The organism is Flavobacterium psychrotrophum, assembly GCF_003403075.1.
Lineage (GTDB): Bacteria > Bacteroidota > Bacteroidia > Flavobacteriales > Flavobacteriaceae > Flavobacterium > Flavobacterium psychrotrophum.
This window is the reverse complement of sequence record NZ_CP031557.1, coordinates 2,841,904-2,863,388: the sequence shown is the minus strand read 5'-3', so window position 1 is coordinate 2,863,388 and position 21,485 is coordinate 2,841,904. Positions and strand designations below refer to the sequence as shown.

Genomic DNA, 21,485 nt, shown 5'->3' with positions numbered 1-21,485 from the left:
AAGCCGTATTCCTATATTTCATCCTCTTCTGTATCAGTATCTATAGTAAGATCTTCCTCACTTTCATCCTTATCAAACTCATAGAAGGTAAAAATGCTGCCGCCGTACTTCTTTTCGAACGAAAAGTTCATCAGGTGGTCCAGTTTTGTGTGCTTGCTGTGTTCAATTATCATCATGCCATCTTCGTTTAGCAATTCGGCTTCAAACACCAGGCTAACCACGTCTTCAAACTGCTGTTGTGTAAAGTTATAGGGAGGGTCGGCAACAATAATATCGTACACCGCTTTATGCCCTTTCAGGAATTTATACACATCATTCTTAACAGCCGAGATATTAAACCCAAAGCCCGCTGCCGTTTGCTTAATAAACTTTACACAGCCAAAATCGCCATCTACCGCCGTAATAGCCGAAGCGCCACGGCTGGCAAACTCATAGCTCAGGTTACCTGTACCGCTAAAGAGGTCGAGCACCTTAAGGCCTTCAAAGTCAAAACGGTTGCCCAGTATGTTAAACATCGACTCCTTGCTCATATCCGTTGTAGGGCGAACAGGCAGGTTTTTGGGTGCGCTTATGCGGTGCCCCTTATATTTTCCGGAAATGATCCTCATGCGTTCAGTAAGATAAAGTTTTGTGAAGCCTGCCCAGGGGTATCTGCCATTTCTCTGCAAGCTTAGTTGTATCGTATAACGCAATGTTGCGTATATAGGTATAGGCCAAAGCATATAGCGGACTTTCGGTATCAATGCTGCCCAAAAGCCAAACGCTTGCCGTTTCAGGGTTTAACGAAAGCTGCTCCATGGTAAAGAGCAGGTAATATAAAAAGTCTTCGGGTGCTGCATATTCAAATGAGTTAAACAGCAACAGCTTTTGCCCGTGGGTAACTATAATTTCAAAATGTGTGGGCTGAATGTGCACAAATACCTGCTTTTCGAAAGCATTTGCAGATGCATCAAGCAGCTTTTCCATCAAGATGCTGTTCGAATTTTTATACTCAAAAGCACCCAGTCGGTCCACCAGGTAATTATTGATGTTCATGAGCGGCACGTGCACATTAGTAATGTCATAACTGCCCAGGGCATCCCACGCATATACGTCAGCCTCAAACACCCGGGTGTTGTATTGCAGGTAACTACCGGCATAGTTTTCGTCAAACAAAGCTGTAGGTACAGGCGTGTTAAACGGGTTGTCATGCAGTACTGTAATCTCATCATACCGCAGGCGCATTTCAGGAAACTTCATAAACAGCCGCCATAGTTCATCGTCTATAGGTGCCGTTTTTATAAAGGTGAAATGCTCCAGTTGCTTTACTTCGTGGTTGAGGGTATCGAGCACGCAAAACGACGCACCCGATGCCGCAGCCTGCAACACGAGTTTCTTGTAATTTTTTGTGGTAATACCGTTGTCCATTAGTAAATACGATTGGTTGCAAATTTACATTCTTTTTTGGATGTTGTTCAGCAAACTTGCACAAAGGTTATACATGGATTATGATTTCGCAAAGTATCGCAAAGGAAGCACAAAGACACGCAAAGCAAATCCTGGGTATCAAAACTTTGCGAAACTTTGCGACTTCTTTGTTAAACTTTGTGCAATAGCTAATTTAAAATTTTGCCTTCTGTATTAAATTTGTCCTGAAATATTACCCTTATCTTTGGGCTATAAAATATAACACCCCTTTATTAATGAACGATGCACTGTTTTATAAGATACTGAGGCAAAACTTTCCGTTTAGCCCCACACTAAAACAGGACATTTTCTTTCAGCAAATTGCCCACTTTATAGTCAGCGGTAACCGCGATAATCTTTTTGTACTTAAGGGGTATGCCGGTACAGGCAAGACTACTATTATTGCTACACTGGTTAATCATCTTAAAGATGCCGGTAAAAAATATGTACTACTGGCACCCACGGGTCGTGCCGCTAAGGTAATTGCAGGCTATAGCGAAAAGCCTGCCCACACCATACACAAGCGCATTTATTTCCCTAAAAAGGGGAGTGGTGGCGCTATGTCATTTACATTACAGCAAAACAAGTTTAAGGACACAGTATTTATTGTAGACGAGGCTTCAATGATATCTGACACGCCTACCGACTCTAAGATGTATGAAAGCAGCTCCCTGCTCGACGACCTTATGAGTTATGTATACAGCGGGCAGAACTGCAAAATGATTTTTGTGGGCGATACGGCACAGTTGCCGCCTGTAAACTCTGACCTTAGCCCGGCACTCGACGAAAAGCAATTGTCACAAGCTTATTTTAAAGATGTGCAGCACATAGAGTTGGACGAAGTGATGCGACAGGAAGAAAAGTCGGGGATACTATACAATGCCACCGAACTGCGCGAACTATTGAAGACTGCTTTTTTTGATACGTTTAAATTCAATGTACGTGGTTTTAAAGACATTGTGCGCCTTACCGACGGCTATGATATTCAGGATGCCATACACAGCGCCTATAGCAATTACAGTATAGAAGATACCGCATTTATAGTGCGTTCTAACAAGCGCGCCAACGCTTACAACCAGCAGATACGCACTCGCATTCTTGACCGTGAGAACGAACTTTCTACCGGAGATTTTTTAATGGTGGTAAAGAATAACTATTTTTGGCTTGACGAAAAAAGCGAAGCCGGCTTTATTGCTAATGGCGATATTATCGAGGTGCTGGAAATTTTCAGGATTGAGGAGTTGTATGGATTTAAATTTGCCAAGGTGAAAGTCCGCCTGGTGGATTATCCCAGCCAGCCACCGCTTGAAACCGTATTGTTGTTAGATACGCTCACGAGCGAATCTCCCTCATTAACATACGAAGAAAGTAACAAGCTATATCAGGAAGTCTTGTTAGATTTTGCCGATGAACCAAGCCAGTTTAAACGCTTTTTAAAGATAAAGGCGAACCCGCATTTTAATGCGTTGCAAGTAAAGTTCAGCTATGCTATTACCTGCCACAAAAGCCAGGGCGGGCAGTGGAACACAGTATTCATCGAACAGCCGTATTTGCCTGAGGGCATCGACCGCGATTATATCCGCTGGTTGTATACCGCCATTACACGGGCAAAAGACAGGCTGTACCTGATAGGGTTTAAGGATGATAGCTTTGAGGAGTAGAGACGCATTGCATGCGTCTCCCGTAATTAAATAAAATTTAGGACGCAGTTGTGCGTTTTTATAATAAGAGACGCATGCCATGCAATGCGTCTCTACAGAGAAAATGACAAAACCATGAAAATAATAGCCGTAATACCCGCACGATATGCAAGTACCCGTTTCCCTGCAAAACTAATGCAGGATCTTGGCGGAAAAACCGTAATAACCAGAACCTATCAGGCAGCCCTTGGCACAGGCCTTTTTGACGATGTGTTTGTGGTAACTGATTCTGATATTATTTACAACGAAATTGTAGCCAACGGTGGCAAGGCCATTATGAGTGTTAAGGAACACGAAAGTGGCTCTGACCGTATTGCCGAAGCTGTAGAGCACATGGATGTAGATGTGGTTGTAAATGTGCAGGGCGATGAACCTTTTATCAATAAAGAGCCACTTGCAGATGTTCTGGAGGTATTTAAAGGAGACATAGCCCGTGAGGTAGATCTTGCTTCTCTAATGATGCACATAACCGACTGGGAGGATATCGAAAATCCAAACAACGTTAAGGTAATTACCGACCAAAAGAATTTCGCGCTGTACTTTTCACGCTCGGTAATTCCGTACCCACGGGATAAGGAGGCAGGAGTAAAGTACATGAAGCACATAGGTATCTACGCGTTCCGTAAGCATGCGCTGATGGATTTCTATAACCTGCCGATGCAAAAGCTGGAAGCTTCTGAAAAACTGGAGCAACTACGTTATTTAGAGTACGGCAAAAAAATAAAAATGGTGCAAACGAGCCATGTAGGTATTGGTATTGATACACCTGAAGATTTGGAAAAGGCAAGGAAAATGATAGGCTAGTCGAGAGGCTAAAGTCAAAAAAATATAAAAGAGCCGCTTTACTGTAATCAGTAAGCGGCTCTTTAGTTTTATAATGTGTATGAAATTACACCTGTATCACACCTAAATTGAATTGTTTCTCAATCGGGGCATGGTTAGCCGCTTCAATACCCATACTTATCCAGGTGCGGGTATCAAGCGGGTCGATGATGCCATCTGTCCAAAGGCGGGCAGCGGCATAGTAAGGAGATACCTGAGCATCATATTTTGCTTTTATCTTATCGAACAGTTCGGCTTCTTTTTCAGGGGTTAGTTCCTCACCACGGGCTTTTAGCGAACTGGCTTCTATTTGCAATAGTACTTTTGCAGCCTGAGTGCCACCCATAACAGCCAGTTCAGCACTAGGCCAGGCAGCTATGAGTCGGGGGTCATAGGCCTTGCCGCACATGGCATAGTTGCCCGCGCCATAACTGTTTCCTATTACGATCGTGAATTTAGGTACGACAGAATTACTTACGGCGTTAACCATTTTGGCGCCATCTTTAATAATACCACCGTGTTCTGATTTAGATCCCACCATAAATCCGGTTACGTCCTGTAAGAAAACCAAAGGGATTTTCTTTTGGTTACAGTTGGCTATAAAGCGTGTGGCCTTATCAGCACTGTCAGAATAAATAACACCGCCAAACTGCATTTCACCTTTTTTACTTTTAACCACCTTGCGCTGGTTAGCAACAATACCCACAGCCCAGCCCTGTATGCGGGCATAGCCGGTAATAATAGTCTGTCCGTAGCCTGCTTTGTATTCATCTATTTCAGAATTGTCTACCAAGCGTTTGATGATTTCCATCATATCATACTGCTCATTACGCAGTTTAGGTAGTATACCATATATTTCTTTAGGGTCAAGAGCTGGCTTTGCAGCAGCAATGCGATTAAATCCGGCAGGTGTGTAATCTCCTATTTTACTAACAATACTGCGAATGCGGTCTAAAGCATCACGGTCGTCCTTAGCTTTATAATCAGTAACACCCGATATTTCGCAGTGCGTGGTAGCTCCGCCCAGAGTTTCGTTATCGATGCTTTCGCCAATAGCGGCTTTAACTAAATAACTTCCTGCTAAAAAGATGCTTCCCGTTTTGTCAACAATCAGCGCTTCATCGCTCATAATAGGAAGGTAGGCACCGCCTGCCACACAGCTACCCATAACGGCAGCAATCTGGGTAATGCCCATACTGCTCATTATGGCATTATTACGGAAGATGCGCCCAAAGTGTTCTTTATCAGGAAAAATTTCATCCTGCAAGGGTAGGTATACGCCGGCACTGTCTACAAGGTAAATAATAGGCAGGCGGTTTTCCATGGCAATTTCCTGGGCACGTAGGTTTTTCTTACCTGTAATAGGAAACCACGCACCAGCCTTTACCGTAGCATCATTAGCCACAACAATGCATTGCTTGCCAGAAACGTATCCCATAACCACTACTACGCCGCCACCGGGGCAGCCTCCATGTTCGGCATACATACCGTCTCCGGCAAAAGCGGCTATCTCTATACTTTTGCTATCTTTGTCAAGTAAATAGTCAACACGTTCGCGTGCTGTAAGTTTACCTTCTGAATGAAGTTTTTCGATGCGTTTTTCGCCTCCGCCTACATAAACTTTCGCCAGTTTTTGCTTTAATGCCGAAAGAAGCAGCCTGTTGTGATCTTCGTTTTTATTGAAATTAATATCCATAAATTTGGGTATTATTAAAAAAATGAGTGTTTGTTGTTGCTAAAATATGAATTTCTTTGGAAATAAAATAAATTTTTAAAAGGTCTGTAAAATTTACTAAAATCGGCTCTTAACATTAGTAACCTCATGTTTATGATTAGTTAATGATTTCTTAACATAAGCATCCTACATTTGCGGCATTAAAAAACACGTAAATGTCTATAAATAGTATCTTCCAGTTTCTGGTTCCTAAAGACAAAAAATTCTTCCCATTGTTTGAACAAGCTGCGCAAAACCTTGTTTTTCTGGCTCAAACATTACACGAAGCCGTTAATCTTCCAAAAGCAGAGCGCGAAGCGCTTTTCAAAAAAGTGGAAGAGTATGAAGCAATTATCGAAGATATTACCCATACAATGAACCTGGAGCTTAGCCGTAACTTTCTTACACCGTTTGACCGCGAAGATGTACACGCGCTTATTACAGCTATGGATAACGTTGCTGATTACCTTTATGGGGCTGCAAGCCGTATGAGGCTTTACCAGGTAGAGAAAATTACCAAGAGTATCCGTAAGATGACTGAGATAACCCTAGAGAGTGCGCAGCTTATTCAAATGGCTGTGGCAGACCTTAAGGATATGAAGAACCTTCAAAACATTGCTGATATCTGTAAAAAGCTAAATAAGCTTGAAAACAAATCAGATAACGTTTTTGATAAGGCTGTTGCCGATATTTTTGAAAATGAAACGGATGTGAAAAACATTATCAAGTACAAAGAGGTGCTTTCTGCCCTTGAAACGGCTTCAGATAAATGTAAGGGAGTAGCAAACGTGCTTGAAACGATTGCTGTTAAGCACTCATAACACAATTCTTTACACCGTTTTATGACTTTACTTGTAGTTATTATTGTGCTTGCGCTTATTTTTGACTTCATCAATGGTTTTCATGATGCAGCAAACTCTATAGCGACTATTGTTGCAACTAAAGTACTTACGCCTTTTCAGGCGGTACTGTGGGCTGCTTTTTTTAACTTCCTGGCTTACTTTATTTCAAGGTACTGGATAGGGGAGTTTAAAATAGGTAATACTATTGCAAAAAGTGTTAACCCTGATTTTATTACCCTTGAGGTAATACTTGCGGGCCTTATTGCTGCCGTAACCTGGAATCTCCTTACCTGGAAACTGGGTATACCATCATCATCATCGCATACGCTTATTGGTGGGTTTGTAGGTGCTGCGGTAGCGCATGCCATACAGGTTGACGGCGATTTATCTAGTGTTGTAGAAAATAAAGTATGGTTAATCATCGCCTTTATATTTCTTGCGCCGGTTATTGGACTTATTGTAGCTTATTTTATAACGATACTCATTATGAATATTTGCCGGAACGTAATGCCATCAAAGGCAGACAAGTGGTTCCGTCGACTTCAGTTGGTTTCGTCAGCACTATTTAGCCTTGGGCATGGTGCTAACGATGCTCAAAAAGTAATGGGTATTATAGGTGCAGCGGTTATTTATTATCATACTCATATCCAGATAGATGCTAATTATATGGCGGCTGAAGACCCGTTTAAATACTTTGTAAGCCACTGGTACTGGGTGCCTATTGCGAGTTTTATGATGATAGGCCTGGGTACTATGAGCGGTGGCTGGAAAATTGTTAAAACCATGGGTACTAAAATTACCAAAGTTACATCTCTTGAGGGCGTGGCTGCAGAAACTGCCGGTGCTATTACATTATATACTGCTGAGCATTTAGGTATTCCGGTTTCTACCACACATACCATTACCGGTTCTATTATCGGGGTAGGGGTAACAAAAAGGGTATCTGCTGTACGATGGGGTGTAACGATAAGCCTGTTATGGGCATGGGTGCTTACCATACCGGTATCGGCTGTTATTGCTGCAATAATGTATTATGTAATTACGCTATTTACAAAATAGTCCCTTTATTCGAAAGTTATCAGATCATAAAGCAGAAAAGACAAGGACTACTGAAACGAAATAAAATATAAAGCCCGGAAAGTGTAATCTTCCGGGCTTTTTTTTGCCTCACTCCAACCTCTCCAAAGGAGAGGGGCTAGCTTCACTCAGTTAAAGCGGGCTAAATCTTATGTGAAATCTATTGGGAGACGCATGCAATGCGTCTCTACATGAATACTAATTACTCCTCGTTACGTTCCTGAAATTTTGCTTTCTTGCTGCCTTCATACATTTCGTATTTTACCAGGCGTGCTTCAAGCTTACCGTTAAACAGTTTTATTTTGCGCGATGGCCTTAGGCCTACAAACTTAAGGGCTTCAAGATTACCGGTAATAAACCAGGCATTTGTGTTTTCATAGCCCTGTTTTAAGGTATCGCCTATTTCACGGTAAAAACGCTCCAGGTCTATATCCAGCCTTTCGCCGTAGGGCGGGTTAAATACCATGTGGAGTGGGCCACGCGTTTCTTTATTGGTGTCAAAAAAGTTTTCGCGGCTTATGGTTATATATTCTTCAAGGTTAGCATTGCGCATATTGTCTTTCGCTTTTTCAACAGCCGATGGCGCTTTGTCATACCCTTTTATGCTGTAATGAAATTCACGGACTTTACCCAGTAGCGAATCAGTAATTTTATCAAACAGGTCATTGTCCCAGTCGTTCCATTTTTCAAAGGCAAACTCCTTACGGTTTATGTTTGCAGGTATGTTACAGGCTATCATGGCAGCTTCGGCAAGTATGGTACCACTACCACACATAGGATCAAGAAAATCGCCCTGGCCATCCCATCCGCTTAGTAACAGCATCCCTGCGGCAAGTACCTCGTTAATAGGGGCAATGTTAGTAGCGCTGCGGTAACCACGGTGGTGTAATGAGTCGCCGCTGCTATCAAGAGAGAGGCTGCACTGGTCGTTAAAAATATGCAGGTTAATGCGTACATCCGGATAGTCTTTGTCAATACTTGGGCGTTTGCCAAATTTATCGCGAAACTGGTCTACAATGGCATCTTTGGTTTTAAGCGCTACAAACTGCGAGTGGTTAAACTGCTCGCTGTGCAGGGTAACGTCTACCACAAAGGTTTGGTTAGCATTAAGGTACTGGCTCCAGTCTACGCTTTGTACACCTTTATAAAGGCTAAGCTCGTTATAAGCCCTAAAACCGTGTATGGGCTTTAGTATTTTAAGGGCAGTGCGCAACGCTATGTTTGCCTTGTACATAAAACCTTTATCGCCCACAAAGCTTACCATGCGCACGCCGGGTTCTACGTTTTGTGCGCCCAGCTGGTGCAGTTCTTTTGCTAATATTTCTTCAAAGCCAAAAAGTGTTTTGGCGATCATCTTAAAATTCTCCATTAACCGTTGTAATTATCGTTGCAAAAGTACATTAAAATTTATTGGGGACGGGTTGCTGAAATAAAAAAGCCCGCTTACAATGTAAACAGGCTCTCATCAGAAGGGTATCATATCTTAACCGTAGTAATGCGTGTGCAGTGCATCGGTATGTAAAATCTCTTTTGCTTTTTCGATATCTTCTTTATCACCGGCTACCACAAGGGCAAATTTGCCGGCCTCGATATGGTCTTTAATATTTTCTATATGGTCATCTTTAGTAAAGTACTTAGCAAGTACCGATACAAAACCACCACCTATGGCACCAACCTCTACACCGGCAAACGCGCCCACAAGAGCTCCGGCGCCATACAATACACCAAAGCCGGGTATGGCAAATACGCCTATTCCTGTAAGTAACCCTACTACTGTACCGGCACCCAGCCCTATATAAGCAGGAACGTTAGTTGCCTTGTCTGTTTCGTCAAGATGCAGGTGTTCGTTGTCTATGCCTGCTTTTCCTATTATAGATACATCGCTTAACGGGAAATCATGTGCTTTTAATGTCTTTAGTGCTTCTACTGCTTTTTTGTGCGAATCGTAAATCGCAATTTGCTGTTCCATGGTTATTGTGTTTAAGAATAATGTGTGTTTGTAACTATATAAAGTTAGCAATAATTAAGTTGTTGGCAATTAAATTCCTGTTAAATATAATACTGGTGCCTTTTATGATAACTATAATTTTTACTGAAAACCAGTCCCTATATTCGCCTAATAGCGTAAATTTGCAGGTACATTTTATAAACTATGCAACAGGACCAAGAAGATACCTGGTATGCGTCGTGGTTTGATACCCCTTACTACCACATACTATATAAAGATCGCGACTACCACGAGGCACAGCTTTTTATGGATAACCTTACCGGATATCTTAACCTGCCGGATGATGCCAAAATACTCGACCTTGCCTGCGGAAAAGGCCGCCATTCCATTTACCTGAACCAACTGGGTTATGACGTTACCGGAGCCGACCTGAGCGAAAACAGCATTCGCGAAGCAAGTAAATGCAGTAACGAAAGCCTGCACTTTATGGTGCATGATATGCGTGACCCGTTTCCAACAAAATATGACGCGATTTTTAACCTGTTTACCAGTTTTGGCTATTTTGAACACGATTCAGATAACATCCGTACGCTCAAGGCCATTTGCGAAAGCCTTAGCGAATATGGTTTTGCAGTAATTGACTTTATGAATGTGCACCGCGTTATAGAAAATCTGGTGCCACAGGAAATAAAGGTAGTAGATGGTATTGAGTTTCATTTAAAGAGGTATGTCGAAGACAATCATATTATAAAAGAAATACATTTTACCGATAAAGGAAAAACCTATGATTTTGTTGAAAAAGTACAGGCGCTTACCCTGCCGGATTTTGAGCAGATGATGGAGGAGGCCGGTATTTACCTGTTGGATGTTTTTGGCGATTACCGCCTGCGTAAATTTTATAAACACGAATCAGATCGTTTAATAATGATCTTTAAATAAAAGATGATAGTATATTTAGTTCCCCTGCTTTCTGTGCTTATTGGTTATGGTGCCGCGCTGGTGCTTAAGCCAAAAAACAAAAAGAACCTTAAGCTTCTGTTGGCCTTTAGTGGTTCGTTCCTGCTTGCGCTTACGGTACTGCACTTGCTGCCTGAAGTGTATGAAGCCAGCCTGCACGCAGGTGGGCACGAAGGGCATGAACATGGCCACGAGCACGGGCACAACCACACTGTGGGTATTTTTATAATGGGAGGTATCATCTTCCAGATCATACTCGAATATTTTTCTAAAGGTGCAGAGCACGGCCATGTGCACGGGCATGGGCACAATCACGGTATGCCCTGGCTGCTGTTCATAAGCCTTTGCATCCATGCACTGCTTGAGGGTATGCCGGTAAGCCACCACCCGGAAATGGCGTGGGGCATAGGCATACACCATTTCCCCATAGCTATCATACTTACGGCATTTTTTATAAATTCAGGGCTTAATAAATGGTCTGTAATGCTGTTTATGGTGGTATTTGCTGCTATGACACCACTAGGTACATTAATTTCTGGCCAGTTAACCTGTGTAGAAGAATATTACCCGTATATTTCGGCTATAGTGGTAGGTATTCTGTTTCATATATCGAGTACCATTATTTTTGAAAGTGGCGAAGACCACAAGTTTAACCTTGCCAAGCTGCTTAGTATTATACTGGGCGTTATCCTGGCATCTTGCCTGCAAATTATATAAAGGTTTATTATGGCTTTTACACGTACTACAGAGCAATCTTCTAAATACGAGCATCTTGAAAAAATGCCCGTAAGTGAGTTATTGCAAAATATAAACAACGAAGACAAAACCGTGCCGCTTGCTATTGAGAAAGCGCTTCCGCAGATTGAAAAGCTGGTAGAGAAAACCGTTGCCCAACTAAAAAATGGCGGAAGGTTATTTTACATTGGCGCGGGTACAAGCGGACGACTGGGTATTGTTGATGCCAGCGAATGTCCGCCTACTTTTGGTGTACCATTTGATTTGGTTGTAGGCATTATAGCCGGCGGCGACACCGCCATTCGCCGTGCGGTAGAGTTTGCCGAAGACGACCGCGAGCAGGCTTGGGCAGACCTTTCAGCTTATAACATTAATGCTAACGACGTTGTGGTAGGCATTGCCGCATCGGGTACGACGCCTTATGTTATTGGCGGATTAGAAAAGTGTAACGAGGCCGGTATTGCTACAGGCTGTATTACCTGCAATGCGGGCAGCCCTTTGGCACAAACCGCGCAGTATCCTGTTGAGGTGGTAGTAGGGCCGGAGTTTGTAACCGGAAGCAGCCGCATGAAAGCCGGTACAGCCCAAAAGCTGGTGCTTAATATGCTGAGTACAGCCACCATGATACAACTTGGCCATATTAAGGGCAACAAGATGGTAGATATGCAACTGAGCAACCACAAGCTTGTAGGCCGTGCCGTAGGCATGATTGTAGACGAGCTGGGTATCTCTGAAGCCGAAGCCGAAGCACTTTTAAAAGAACATAAAAACGTACGTAAAGCCATAGAAGCCTATGCCAACCGATAAACAAATTTTAATGAAAGGCCTTAAGTACCTTAGTGGTGCGCTGCCGTTATTCTTTTTGGGTCCTGTAGTAATACACAGCTCCTTTAAGAACCAAAGCAACCCGTTTTTTATACCGGTGCTGGCTATTGGTGTTATCTTTTGCTTTGCAGGTATCTTCCTGATGTTTTTTGGTTTAAAGACGATTATGAAGAGTATGGTGGATTAATGGAGGACACTTAAAATATTTGTTTAAAGCACTAAACATTTTAAGCAATTATTCAAACCAACGATCTAATCTTCGTTTAGTTCTATCGAAAGCAGTACGCTCCCAAATTACTTCAAATCCATTCCACAGTACACGTACTTTATCTCCGGCATCTCGATATAAGATGAACTTTATATCGTCGTGTTCAATATATACATTGTTAACATCATTTTCCGCATTCAAGTATTTCTTGTGTTTCTCTTTTAAACCATCAATACGTTTAAAGAGATTTTGAGCATCGACTAATGGAATATATTTAAAACCATATGCCAAGCCTATGTTTCCATTGGCATCTCTATTGTTACCTAAAAAAGCTAACAAAAGCCCTCTTTCGGCAACTTCAGTACAATTAAATGCTACAGAAATTAATCCAGCGCTATCATCTGAAGCAAGACTTTCTGTCTCAAATTTTACATCTTTCTCACTGACTTTTCCAATTATGTTGTTTATTATAAATTCTTTAGATCTAAATTGACTAATTTCTTTTGCTATTTCTTTTTTTTCTGAGTTTATTGCAACAAAGCTTAACGCTGCGACTCCTGTAGGAATTATAAAATCGCTAGCTTTTTGTGCATCACATAAAAAATAATTGAAAGAAATTAAAAGTATAAAGATTTTTTTCATGTTAGAAGTTCATTGGTTATTTACTCACAATTGTTGCCTATTATAAAAATTGAAATTGGTCTAAATTAGTGGATATATTAGCAACTGTTTAATTGGTTTCCAAATTAACAAAATTAAACAATATCTTTTTTTTAATAACACGTAATATTTTACAAGTTAAGATCTTATGAAATATTACCTATTTTCCCATCATATCCTTTAAAGCCGTATTTTTGCAGGTAGCAGACTCACATTCCTACAAGGTCATTAAGACCTTGTAGGAATGTGAGTCTGCTACCTGCAAGGTTTCTAAAACCTTGTGGGTCTGAATTTATAACCACAGATTAGTGAAATTAATGTCTTACAAGTAAACAATGCAAGCCACCAAATCTTACCTCGAAAGCACACGTAAGCAGTTTTTGTACTACAAAACGCTGGGCGAAAAAGCCATGGCACAATTAGAGCCGGAGCAACTTTTTTATTCGGCCGATGAAGATACAAACAGTATTGCTGTAATTGTAAAGCACCTGCAGGGCAATATGCTGAGCCGTTGGACTGATTTCCTGACCAGCGATGGCGAAAAGGAATGGCGCAACCGCGATGATGAGTTTATAGATACCTATATAGATAAGAATGCACTTATGGCAGGATGGGAGCAGGGCTGGCAATGCCTTTTTACCGCGCTTGATACCGTAACCCCTGAGAGTTTAGATAGTATTATTTACATCCGTAATGAGGGGCATACCGTTGTTGAGGCCATCAACAGGCAGTTGGCGCACTACCCATACCATATAGGGCAAATTGTGTTTTATGCCAAGATGCTGAAACAAACTGCATGGGAAAGCCTGAGCATCCCAAAAAATAATTCGGCGCAATACAACAGCGGAAAATTTGCGCAGGAAAAAGCAATACGAAATTTTACAGACAACGAGCTTACAAGGCTTAACGATACCAAATAATGAAACGATTTTTATTTTTACTACTGCCTGCACTGCTTTTAACATCATGCTACGAGGGCGAGCGCAATTGCGCCGATTTCAAAACCGGGAAATTCCGTTTTGAATATGAGATCAACGGACAGAAAAAGGTAACCGAATTTACCCGCGATGATAAATTTGAAATTGAAACCTTTGAGGGTAAAATTGATACTTCAACCGTGCGCTGGATAAACGACTGCGAGTATGTATTACAGAAAGTAAACCCGAAAAATACAGCCGAGAGCAAAGGCGTGCACATGAAGATACTGAATACAAAAGGCAATACGTATAACTTTGAGTTTTCTATAGTAGGCGATACGCAAAAGCAAAAAGGCACAGTAACTAAATTATAGGTTGATTTGGTTATTTGGTAACGCGATTATTTGGTAATGCGATTATTCGGCAGCTTCCACTGACGTTAAGTTTGTCCCGTTTCGAATAACCAAATAACCAAATCAACACATAACCACTTTACCACTCTCTTAACATCATTTTGTAAGAAGCTTCGCTATCTTTGGGAGTAAACCTAAATGTATATGAGGCAACTGTTTATCTTCTGTCTGCTTATAATTACCACGTCTCAGGCGCAGGTATCGTCTGTTTTTAATACAGCGCGGCCTAAGAGTATGTCGCAACGCTGGGAACTCGATACGCTTACCTCGGCAGGTACCTTTGTACTTACGCCTTACAAGCCTGTTTACCTCATGCCATTGCGATGGAGCAGCCGCCCAAACGGTATGCCGCACAGTGGTAATAACGGAGAAGAATATGAGAACGATGACAACCTCGACCTGAACAACCTTGAGGCCAAGTTTCAAATCAGTTTTAAGGTAAAGCTATTTCAGGGCTTATTTTGGGGTCATGGCGATCTGTGGGGTGCCTATACCCAAAAAAGCCACTGGCAGGTCTATAATGCATCATTATCGCGCCCTTTTAGGGAAACCAACTACGAACCTGAGGTCATACTTAACTTTGCCACTAATTTTAATGTACTGGGCTTTAAAAACCGCCTTCTGGGCATAAGCCTTAACCACCAGAGCAACGGACGCGCCACACCGCTATCCCGCAGCTGGAACCGCATTATTATACAAGCAGGGTTTGAAACCGGCGACTGGCAACTGTACCTGCGTCCGTGGTTTCGCCTGCCCGATGATAAGGATGATAATCCTGATATTGTCGAAAAAATAGGCAGGGCAGAGGCTATAGGTATTTACTGCCGCGGCCGCCACACGGTAACACTTACAGGCAGTACTAACTTTTCATTCAATAAAAACTTTGGCGGTTATGGCGAGGCTTCCTGGTCATACCGCATAGATGGTAACCTCAGGGGCTTTTTGCAGCTGACCCACGGCTATGGCGAAACACTTATAGACTACAACAACAGGCAAACCACAATAGGGCTTGGGGTGTCATTAGTAGAGTGGCTGTAAGTTTTGTTTCAGATTCAGCATGTACTGTCATTGCGAGGAACGAAGCAATCTCATCATATTTAGAACTTATTAAATAAGAGTTTGATAAGCGCTAATTTCATTTCTGTATAAAACACTTCAGTTTTTTTAACATTCTTTAAAAACATTGTGTCAAAATTTTCATTCTTTCATCATTTGTCAATTTTGTGCTATTAATTGAAAGATTAGTGCTATTTCTAAAACGTTGTAGTTTGGTAACTTTGGATTAAACAAAAAAACAAATTAATACGTTATGAGCATAGTATCACGCCCTGAGTTTAAAGAGAAATATGACAATTTCATAGGTGGAAAATTTGTACCGCCTGTTAAGGGAGAATATTTTGACAACATTTCGCCTATAGATGGTAAAGTGTTTGCAAAAGCTGCCCGATCTACTAAAGAAGATATCGACCTGGCCTTAGATGCCGCACACGAAGCCTTTAAAACATGGAGCAAAACATCTCCTGCATACCGCAGCGGTATCCTTAACAAAATAGCCGATGTTATGGAAGCCAACCTGGAGTACCTTGCTACCGTAGAAACCATTGATAATGGTAAGGCTATCCGTGAAACCCTTGCTGCCGACTTACCCCTTTGTATAGACCACTTCCGTTATTTTGCAAGTGTTATCCGTGCCGAAGAAGGTACGATAGCCGAGCATGACGAAACTACTGTGAGTATCGTAGTGCACGAGCCACTTGGTGTAGTAGGGCAGATCATTCCGTGGAACTTCCCATTACTTATGGCTACCTGGAAAATAGCACCTGCCATTGCTGCCGGCTGCTGTACTGTGGTTAAAGCTGCAGAGCAGACTCCGGTATCTATCATTGTACTTATGGAACTAATTAAAGATGTAATACCTGCCGGTGTTATAAACATCGTTAACGGTTTTGGTGTAGAGGCCGGTAAGCCATTGGCTACATCGCCTAAAATTTCTAAAATATCGTTTACGGGTGAGACTACTACAGGCCGCCTTATCATGCAGTATGCAGCTGAGAACATTATCCCGAGCACCATGGAGCTTGGTGGTAAATCGCCAAACATTTTCTTCAAATCAGTAGGCGATGCCGATGATGATTATTTTGATAAAGCTGTAGAAGGTGCGGTAATGTTTGCCCTTAACCAGGGAGAGATATGCACCTGTCCGTCGCGCATATTAGTACACGAAGATATTTATGATAAATTCATTGCCCGTGTTATAGCCCGTACAAAAGCTATTAAAATAGGACACCCGTTAGATAAAACGGTTATGATGGGCGCACAGGCAAGTAACGACCAGTACGAAAAAATACAATCGTACCTTAAAATAGGTAAAGAAGAAGGTGCAGAGCTGCTAACCGGTGGTGAGATAAACAAACTTGATGGCGAACTTGGCGGTGGCTACTACATACAGCCTACTATTTTTAAAGGACATAATAAGATGCGTATCTTTCAGGAAGAGATCTTTGGTCCTGTGGTGTGTGTTACTACCTTTAAAACTACCGAGGAAGCCCTTGAAATTGCAAACGATACGCTTTATGGTCTTGGTGCCGGTGTATGGACGCGTGATGCGCATGAGCTATATCAGGTACCGCGCGAAATCAAAGCGGGCCGTGTTTGGGTAAATAACTACCATGCTTACCCTGCCCACGCACCATTTGGAGGTTATAAAAAATCGGGCTTTGGCCGCGAAAACCACAAAATGATGCTGGAGCACTACAGGTCTACAAAAAATATGCTGGTTTCTTATAGCAAACAAAAATTAGGTTTCTTCTAAGAAACCACTCTTCAAAGCAGGTTACGGCGTGGTAGCCTGCTTTTCTTTTCGATTTTTTTAGAATTATTTGTTTCGGTAAAGGTAAACTACGGCAGCTGTGTGAGAGGCTGCCGTGGGTTTCCTGTGCTATTTAACTACAAAGCAAACACCCGTTTAACAACCCAAATAAAATAAATTATGATCCCTAAAACCATGAAGGCTGCTGTAATAAGAGAGTTCGGCAAGCCACTACAAATTGAGGAAATGCCGGTAAGAATGCCGGGTCAGAATGAAGTTCTTGTTAAGGTAATTGCCAGTGGCGTATGCCATACCGACCTGCACGCTGTGGAGGGTGACTGGCCCGTAAAACCAAAAATGCCTCTTATTCCCGGTCATGAAGGAGTAGGCTATGTGGTAGCATTAGGCCCCGGTGTTAAAAATGTAAAAGAAGGAGATGCTGTAGGTGTGCCATGGCTGTACAGTGCCTGTGGTGGCTGCGACCATTGTATTACCGGATGGGAAACCCTGTGCGAAACTCAACAAAATGGCGGTTATAGCGTAGATGGTGGCTTTGCCGAATATGTAGTGGCCGATGCTCGCTACCTGGGTATTTTACCTAACAATGTTAACTTTTTAGAGTTTGCACCCATACTATGTGCAGGTGTTACCGTATATAAAGGCCTTAAAGAGACTGAGACTAAACCTGGGGAGTGGGTAGCTATTTCCGGTATTGGTGGATTGGGGCACGTAGCTGTACAATATGCTAAAGCTATGGGTATGCACGTTGCTGCTATTGATGTAGATGATGCAAAGCTTGACCTTGCAAAACGTCTGGGTGCTGACCTTGTAGTTAATGCAAAAGAGCAAAACCCGGGTGAGTATCTTAAAAAAGAGGTAGGCGGTATGCACGGTGCGCTTATTACGGCGGTATCTCCTATTGCCTTTAAGCAGGGGCTTGAAACCCTTAGGCGAAAAGGTACCATGGCACTTAACGGATTGCCTCCGGGAACCTTTGACCTTGACATTTTTAATGCAGTATTAAACAGGATAACCATCCGCGGGTCTATTGTGGGTACGCGTAAAGACCTTCAGGAGGCAATTGCATTTGCTGCCGAAGGTAAGGTAAAAGCCAATGTTACAGCTGCTAAACTTGAAGATGTAAACGAGGTGTTCGATAAAATGAAAAAAGGCCAGATCGAAGGGCGCATGGTGCTTGAGATTGCTGAGGCATAAAATTATATTCATTATATTGTTGTTCCATTTCGAGCGAAACGCAGTGTAGTCGAGAAATCTCACGTAATTAGATTCCTCTACTTCATTTTCCCCGGTCGGAATGGAATAACTTTTTAAAACAAAAACTATGTATAAAAGGATACATAGAAATTAAATTTTGCACATAGGCTATGTTAAAGCGAAGCTTTTCTATATAAACTTTTAAGACCTTTATAAAATTAGTAGCTATGTATCTATGTGGTTATAAAATAGCTTTTAAATTCTAATCCAACTAAGGTCTTTAGATTTATAAAAAGCAGTACGAAACTAAAAACAAAAACTATGTATAAAAGGATAGATGCAGATGAAAAGGCAATAGCCCTGATAAACGAGCTGAAAGGCCGTTATGGAGAACTGATGTTTCACCAGAGTGGGGGATGCTGTGATGGCAGCCAGCCGATGTGTTTTGAAAAAGGTGATTTTAAACTGGGCTACAGCGATGTGTGCCTGGGTGTGGTAGAGGGCTGTGAGTTCTGGATGAGTAAGGATCAGTTTGAATACTGGCAGCACACCCACCTTACCCTAACCGCGGTGGACGGCAGGGGCGCAAGCTTTTCTTTAGAAATTCCGTTAGGAAAAAGATTTATGATACAGTCGCGTTTATTTACAGAAGAGGAGCGCGTAGATTTGGAAGAGCTAAGCTATATTGAGGAGTAGTTTGTCCTTCTTTATAGTTTTGAGTTAATTGTGTGGAATGTGAAAACAACAATTGTCTGATATCCCGAGATTCTTCGATTTCGCTGCGTTGCGTCCAGAATGGAAAAGAGTTTGTCATTCCGACGATAGGAGGAATTTCAAGGATAGTTTAATATAACAACAGTCTAAAATACAAATAATCTAAAATTCTAACAATCCTAATTACCCCACATTCAATAGTTGATATTGCTTTGGTGTAATGCCCTCGTGTTTTTTAAACAGCCTGATAAAATAATTACAGTCATCAAAACCAGACATAAAACATACTTCGTTTATTTGTATGCCCGGGTTTTTAAGCAACTGCTTGGCGTGTTTTATTTTTTCGTTTAAAATAAATTCTATCGGGCTCATGCCCAGTTCCCTTTTAAAATAACGGTAAAAAGAAGTTGTGCTCATGCACGCCTTTTCGCTCAGGTCCTTAAGGTTTACCGGTGCGGTAATATTAGCGCGGATGTATTCAGCTATTGCTACAATAGGGCTGTTACTATCTGTTAGCTTTCCTGTATTAGATTGCTGTACGGTTTGCGTTTGTACAATGCGCACTAAGAGCTCCTGTAGTGCCAGGTCTGCCAGGGCATCTTTAGTAACGCTTGTACCCATACACTCACGTATCAGTTTGTTTAGTGTGGCTGCAAGTTCTGTATTATTATAAAAAAAGTAATTTTCATGATTAAGTCGCCAGCCAAAACTATCTTGTTTTGGGTAGCGCTCGTTTAAAAAATGCAGGGTATCATTAATTTTGTCATGATCTATGGCGAGTGCCAGGCATTGCGTAGGATTTTGAACGGATGCTTCCGGAAAATCAATTTTCATTTCTACATTTCCGGGTACAATAACCGTTTCGCCGGGCAGGTATTCAAATTCAGGATCGTCAAAAAGGTGCATTACCTTTTTTCCGCGCAGCATACTGGTAACTACAAGGTCATTAAATTTTAAAGGTACAAGTATAGACTCCTGGTAGGTTTCAAACAAATTGAGCTCACAGTTATCAAGAGAGTAAACCGTACGGTTTTCTACCAGCGTTTTTAACGATCTTTCTACTGTAAGTGCGGGTTTGTCCAGCAGGGCTTTGCGGTTACTCATACCATTAATTTAAACAGTGTAAATTAATGATTTTTAACCATAAAAACGAATATTAAAGTGTAAAATTACTATACTTATGCAGTTGCTGCTTCACTCTCTTCTGTAGCAAGCCTGTGCTTAAAAGGTAGCGATACAATAAACGTAGTGCCTTTTTCTTTACCGGGGCTCATGGCATAAATATTACCTTTATGCAGCTCTACAAACGATTTTGTTATAGATAGCCCCAAGCCATTACTGGTTTCTTTACCGGTAGGCTTAGAACTGAGCTTGGCAAATTTTGTAAACAGCTTTTGCATATCGCTCAGGTTTAGTCCCTGTCCCTGGTCTTTAACTTCAATGTGTACATAATTACCGGCCTCGCGTGCCGAAACTTTTATCGTAGTGCTGTGGTAAGAGTATTTAATTGCGTTACTCAGCAGGTTGTGTAGAACGTCCAGTATTTTTTCACGGTCGGCCTCTACAATAGGCAAATGCTCATCTACGTGTAGTTCTATACTCTGTTTTTTGCGGTCAGCAAGCAGTTCAAAATTATTTACCAGCCTGCGGAACATATCCCTGAGGTCTACATTCTCAATATTAAGTACCTGGTCTTTTTCTTCCATCTCGCTATGGGCAAGGTACTCGCCCAGTTTACGTTGGATGTTTGCAACGGCCGATTTAATATTTTCGGTCATACGCTCTGTACTGGCAGGATTTTTAGTAATAATCTCGTTAGCAAGTTTTATACTTGCCAGCGGATTTTTAATTTCGTGCAGTGCAATATTCATCAGGTTGATTTGCGATTCAACCGATTTGCGGTAGCGCAGGCGATTTTCGAGCTTATCTATAATTATGGTAGAAAGTGTACGCAGCATTTCGAGCTGGTGCGATGTAGGCTGCTCTCGTGCAACAGAGTCTACCACACAAATGGTGCCCATATTGTAACCTTCAGGCGATTTTAATGGTGCCCCGGCATAAAAGCGGATGCCACCCTCGGCAGCTACATAAGGACTTTCAAGCAATGAATTATGCAGATGTGTATCCTGAAAAAGCGTAATGTTATCTTCCAGTATGGCAAGCGAGCACAAACTGTCATTTCTCGGAATTTCGTTTACCGTAAGTGAGCTAAGGTTTGATTTAAAGAAAACACGGTCTTCGTCTACAAAAGTTATAAAGGCACTGGGCGTGTTAAATATCTGCGATGCCATAAGTGCTATTTTATCAAAGGTATCTTCAGAGTGCGTGTCCAGTATCTGGTAGTCACGCAGCTTTTCGAGCCTTTCATAGTCGTTCTTTGGTATTATCGAATCCGGTTTGCGGTATATCATACGGTCATTTTTCGAATATCAATATTTAGTAGGTTCAATATTCAGCTATCGAAGTTACAACTAAAAAATATA

Annotated in this window: 22 protein-coding genes; 14 read left to right on the top strand and 8 right to left on the bottom strand. The window is 41.8% G+C overall.

From position 1 onward, the window contains the following. Positions 1-11: 11 nt before the first annotated feature. Together rsmD and DYH63_RS12375 are read right to left on the bottom strand one after the other, a co-directional pair. Entirely contained in the window at positions 12-608 is a 597-nt protein-coding gene (gene rsmD, locus DYH63_RS12380) for a 16S rRNA (guanine(966)-N(2))-methyltransferase RsmD (RefSeq protein ID WP_116789102.1), read from the bottom strand. A gap of 4 nt (positions 609-612) precedes the next feature. Further along, the gene (locus DYH63_RS12375; RefSeq protein WP_116789101.1) at positions 613-1,407 is read right to left on the bottom strand and encodes a DUF3822 family protein; all 795 of its coding nucleotides are present in this window, start codon (positions 1,405-1,407) and stop codon (positions 613-615) included. Positions 1,408-1,682: 275 nt separating this feature from the next. Between DYH63_RS12375 and DYH63_RS12370 the strand changes: the two genes are divergently transcribed. Next, the gene (locus DYH63_RS12370) at positions 1,683-3,107 is read left to right on the top strand and encodes an ATP-dependent DNA helicase (protein ID WP_116789100.1); all 1,425 of its coding nucleotides are present in this window, start codon (positions 1,683-1,685) and stop codon (positions 3,105-3,107) included. 114 nt (positions 3,108-3,221) lie between these two features. Next, positions 3,222-3,950, top strand: a complete 729-nt coding sequence (kdsB, locus tag DYH63_RS12365) for a 3-deoxy-manno-octulosonate cytidylyltransferase (protein WP_116790824.1) — start codon at positions 3,222-3,224, stop codon at positions 3,948-3,950. An 85-nt stretch (positions 3,951-4,035) separates the two neighbouring features. Here the strand turns inward: kdsB and DYH63_RS12360 are convergent, their stop codons facing one another. Beyond that, positions 4,036-5,664, bottom strand: coding sequence for an acyl-CoA carboxylase subunit beta (locus DYH63_RS12360; RefSeq protein WP_116789099.1), 1,629 nt, complete (start codon positions 5,662-5,664; stop codon positions 4,036-4,038). 194 nt (positions 5,665-5,858) lie between these two features. Here DYH63_RS12360 and DYH63_RS12355 point away from each other — a divergent pair, with 194 nt between their 5' ends. Together DYH63_RS12355 and DYH63_RS12350 are read left to right on the top strand one after the other, a co-directional pair. Further along, complete coding sequence (locus DYH63_RS12355; protein WP_116789098.1) at positions 5,859-6,503, top strand: DUF47 domain-containing protein; 645 nt, start codon at positions 5,859-5,861, stop codon at positions 6,501-6,503. Between the two features lie 21 nt (positions 6,504-6,524). Continuing rightward, on the top strand, positions 6,525-7,583 hold the full coding sequence (locus DYH63_RS12350; protein WP_116789097.1) for an inorganic phosphate transporter: 1,059 nt from the start codon (positions 6,525-6,527) through the stop codon (positions 7,581-7,583). 220 nt (positions 7,584-7,803) lie between these two features. On the opposite strand, the gene DYH63_RS12345 is transcribed toward DYH63_RS12350, so the two are convergent. Beyond that, on the bottom strand, positions 7,804-8,970 hold the full coding sequence (locus DYH63_RS12345; RefSeq protein WP_116789096.1) for a THUMP domain-containing class I SAM-dependent RNA methyltransferase: 1,167 nt from the start codon (positions 8,968-8,970) through the stop codon (positions 7,804-7,806). A gap of 114 nt (positions 8,971-9,084) precedes the next feature. Then, complete coding sequence (locus DYH63_RS12340) at positions 9,085-9,570, bottom strand: DUF1269 domain-containing protein (protein ID WP_116789095.1); 486 nt, start codon at positions 9,568-9,570, stop codon at positions 9,085-9,087. Positions 9,571-9,753: 183 nt separating this feature from the next. On the opposite strand from DYH63_RS12340, the gene DYH63_RS12335 reads away from it, so the two are divergent. Genes DYH63_RS12335 through DYH63_RS12320 form a run of 4 tightly spaced genes read left to right on the top strand, consistent with a single transcriptional unit; the run spans position 9,754 to position 12,253 of the window. Beyond that, the gene (locus tag DYH63_RS12335; protein ID WP_116789094.1) at positions 9,754-10,488 is read left to right on the top strand and encodes a class I SAM-dependent methyltransferase; all 735 of its coding nucleotides are present in this window, start codon (positions 9,754-9,756) and stop codon (positions 10,486-10,488) included. A gap of 6 nt (positions 10,489-10,494) precedes the next feature. Beyond that, positions 10,495-11,223: a ZIP family metal transporter gene (locus tag DYH63_RS12330; RefSeq protein WP_116790823.1), complete on the top strand. Its 729-nt coding sequence runs from the start codon at positions 10,495-10,497 to the stop codon at positions 11,221-11,223. 9 nt (positions 11,224-11,232) lie between these two features. Next, the gene (gene murQ, locus DYH63_RS12325) at positions 11,233-12,048 is read left to right on the top strand and encodes an N-acetylmuramic acid 6-phosphate etherase (RefSeq protein WP_116789093.1); all 816 of its coding nucleotides are present in this window, start codon (positions 11,233-11,235) and stop codon (positions 12,046-12,048) included. After that, the gene (locus DYH63_RS12320; protein ID WP_116789092.1) at positions 12,035-12,253 is read left to right on the top strand and encodes a DUF6095 family protein; all 219 of its coding nucleotides are present in this window, start codon (positions 12,035-12,037) and stop codon (positions 12,251-12,253) included. The genes murQ and DYH63_RS12320 overlap by 14 nt, the downstream gene beginning before the upstream one ends. 48 nt (positions 12,254-12,301) lie before the next feature. Here DYH63_RS12320 and DYH63_RS12315 read toward each other — a convergent pair whose 3' ends face one another. After that, positions 12,302-12,916 carry a hypothetical protein gene (locus DYH63_RS12315; RefSeq protein WP_116789091.1) on the bottom strand — a complete coding sequence of 205 codons (615 nt, stop codon included), beginning with the start codon at positions 12,914-12,916 and terminating at the stop codon, positions 12,302-12,304. A 353-nt stretch (positions 12,917-13,269) separates the two neighbouring features. Between DYH63_RS12315 and DYH63_RS12310 the strand changes: the two genes are divergently transcribed. The 6 genes from DYH63_RS12310 (at position 13,270) to DYH63_RS12285 (ending at position 18,984) form a co-directional block, all read left to right on the top strand. Then, positions 13,270-13,854, top strand: a complete 585-nt coding sequence (locus DYH63_RS12310; protein WP_116789090.1) for a DUF1572 family protein — start codon at positions 13,270-13,272, stop codon at positions 13,852-13,854. Further along, positions 13,854-14,225 (top strand): DNA topoisomerase IV, encoded by a 372-nt coding sequence (locus tag DYH63_RS12305; protein WP_116789089.1) that lies wholly within the window; start codon positions 13,854-13,856, stop codon positions 14,223-14,225. The genes DYH63_RS12310 and DYH63_RS12305 overlap by 1 nt, the downstream gene beginning before the upstream one ends. Before the next feature lie 183 nt (positions 14,226-14,408). Continuing rightward, positions 14,409-15,302 carry a phospholipase A gene (locus DYH63_RS12300; RefSeq protein ID WP_116790822.1) on the top strand — a complete coding sequence of 298 codons (894 nt, stop codon included), beginning with the start codon at positions 14,409-14,411 and terminating at the stop codon, positions 15,300-15,302. A gap of 271 nt (positions 15,303-15,573) precedes the next feature. After that, positions 15,574-17,076: an aldehyde dehydrogenase family protein gene (locus DYH63_RS12295; RefSeq protein WP_116789088.1), complete on the top strand. Its 1,503-nt coding sequence runs from the start codon at positions 15,574-15,576 to the stop codon at positions 17,074-17,076. A 177-nt stretch (positions 17,077-17,253) separates the two neighbouring features. After that, positions 17,254-18,288, top strand: a complete 1,035-nt coding sequence (adhP, locus tag DYH63_RS12290) for an alcohol dehydrogenase AdhP (RefSeq protein ID WP_116789087.1) — start codon at positions 17,254-17,256, stop codon at positions 18,286-18,288. Positions 18,289-18,609: 321 nt separating this feature from the next. Beyond that, positions 18,610-18,984, top strand: a complete 375-nt coding sequence (locus tag DYH63_RS12285) for a DUF779 domain-containing protein (RefSeq protein ID WP_116789086.1) — start codon at positions 18,610-18,612, stop codon at positions 18,982-18,984. A gap of 201 nt (positions 18,985-19,185) precedes the next feature. On the opposite strand, the gene DYH63_RS12280 is transcribed toward DYH63_RS12285, so the two are convergent. Continuing rightward, on the bottom strand, positions 19,186-20,106 hold the full coding sequence (locus DYH63_RS12280; RefSeq protein WP_116789085.1) for an AraC family transcriptional regulator: 921 nt from the start codon (positions 20,104-20,106) through the stop codon (positions 19,186-19,188). 74 nt (positions 20,107-20,180) lie between these two features. Beyond that, on the bottom strand, positions 20,181-21,413 hold the full coding sequence (locus DYH63_RS12275) for a GAF domain-containing sensor histidine kinase (protein ID WP_116789084.1): 1,233 nt from the start codon (positions 21,411-21,413) through the stop codon (positions 20,181-20,183). Between the last annotated feature and the right edge of the window lie 72 nt (positions 21,414-21,485).

Bases quoted from the DNA above. Each gene is read 5' to 3' on its own strand.
- DYH63_RS12345 (WP_116789096.1), bottom strand. From the start codon at position 8,970: ATGGAGAATTTTAAGATGATCGCCAAAACACTTTTTGGCTTTGAAGAA.
- murQ (WP_116789093.1), top strand. From the start codon at position 11,233: ATGGCTTTTACACGTACTACAGAGCAATCTTCTAAATACGAGCATCTT.
- rsmD (WP_116789102.1), bottom strand. From the start codon at position 608: ATGAGGATCATTTCCGGAAAATATAAGGGGCACCGCATAAGCGCACCC.
- DYH63_RS12275 (WP_116789084.1), bottom strand. From the start codon at position 21,413: ATGATATACCGCAAACCGGATTCGATAATACCAAAGAACGACTATGAA.
- DYH63_RS12370 (WP_116789100.1), top strand. From the start codon at position 1,683: ATGAACGATGCACTGTTTTATAAGATACTGAGGCAAAACTTTCCGTTT.
- DYH63_RS12350 (WP_116789097.1), top strand. From the start codon at position 6,525: ATGACTTTACTTGTAGTTATTATTGTGCTTGCGCTTATTTTTGACTTC.
- DYH63_RS12310 (WP_116789090.1), top strand. From the start codon at position 13,270: ATGCAAGCCACCAAATCTTACCTCGAAAGCACACGTAAGCAGTTTTTG.
- kdsB (WP_116790824.1), top strand. From the start codon at position 3,222: ATGAAAATAATAGCCGTAATACCCGCACGATATGCAAGTACCCGTTTC.
- DYH63_RS12360 (WP_116789099.1), bottom strand. From the start codon at position 5,664: ATGGATATTAATTTCAATAAAAACGAAGATCACAACAGGCTGCTTCTT.
- DYH63_RS12295 (WP_116789088.1), top strand. From the start codon at position 15,574: ATGAGCATAGTATCACGCCCTGAGTTTAAAGAGAAATATGACAATTTC.
- DYH63_RS12285 (WP_116789086.1), top strand. From the start codon at position 18,610: ATGTATAAAAGGATAGATGCAGATGAAAAGGCAATAGCCCTGATAAAC.
- DYH63_RS12280 (WP_116789085.1), bottom strand. From the start codon at position 20,106: ATGAGTAACCGCAAAGCCCTGCTGGACAAACCCGCACTTACAGTAGAA.
- adhP (WP_116789087.1), top strand. From the start codon at position 17,254: ATGATCCCTAAAACCATGAAGGCTGCTGTAATAAGAGAGTTCGGCAAG.
- DYH63_RS12355 (WP_116789098.1), top strand. From the start codon at position 5,859: ATGTCTATAAATAGTATCTTCCAGTTTCTGGTTCCTAAAGACAAAAAA.
- DYH63_RS12340 (WP_116789095.1), bottom strand. From the start codon at position 9,570: ATGGAACAGCAAATTGCGATTTACGATTCGCACAAAAAAGCAGTAGAA.
- DYH63_RS12320 (WP_116789092.1), top strand. From the start codon at position 12,035: ATGCCAACCGATAAACAAATTTTAATGAAAGGCCTTAAGTACCTTAGT.
- DYH63_RS12375 (WP_116789101.1), bottom strand. From the start codon at position 1,407: ATGGACAACGGTATTACCACAAAAAATTACAAGAAACTCGTGTTGCAG.
- DYH63_RS12300 (WP_116790822.1), top strand. From the start codon at position 14,409: ATGAGGCAACTGTTTATCTTCTGTCTGCTTATAATTACCACGTCTCAG.
- DYH63_RS12305 (WP_116789089.1), top strand. From the start codon at position 13,854: ATGAAACGATTTTTATTTTTACTACTGCCTGCACTGCTTTTAACATCA.
- DYH63_RS12315 (WP_116789091.1), bottom strand. From the start codon at position 12,916: ATGAAAAAAATCTTTATACTTTTAATTTCTTTCAATTATTTTTTATGT.
- DYH63_RS12335 (WP_116789094.1), top strand. From the start codon at position 9,754: ATGCAACAGGACCAAGAAGATACCTGGTATGCGTCGTGGTTTGATACC.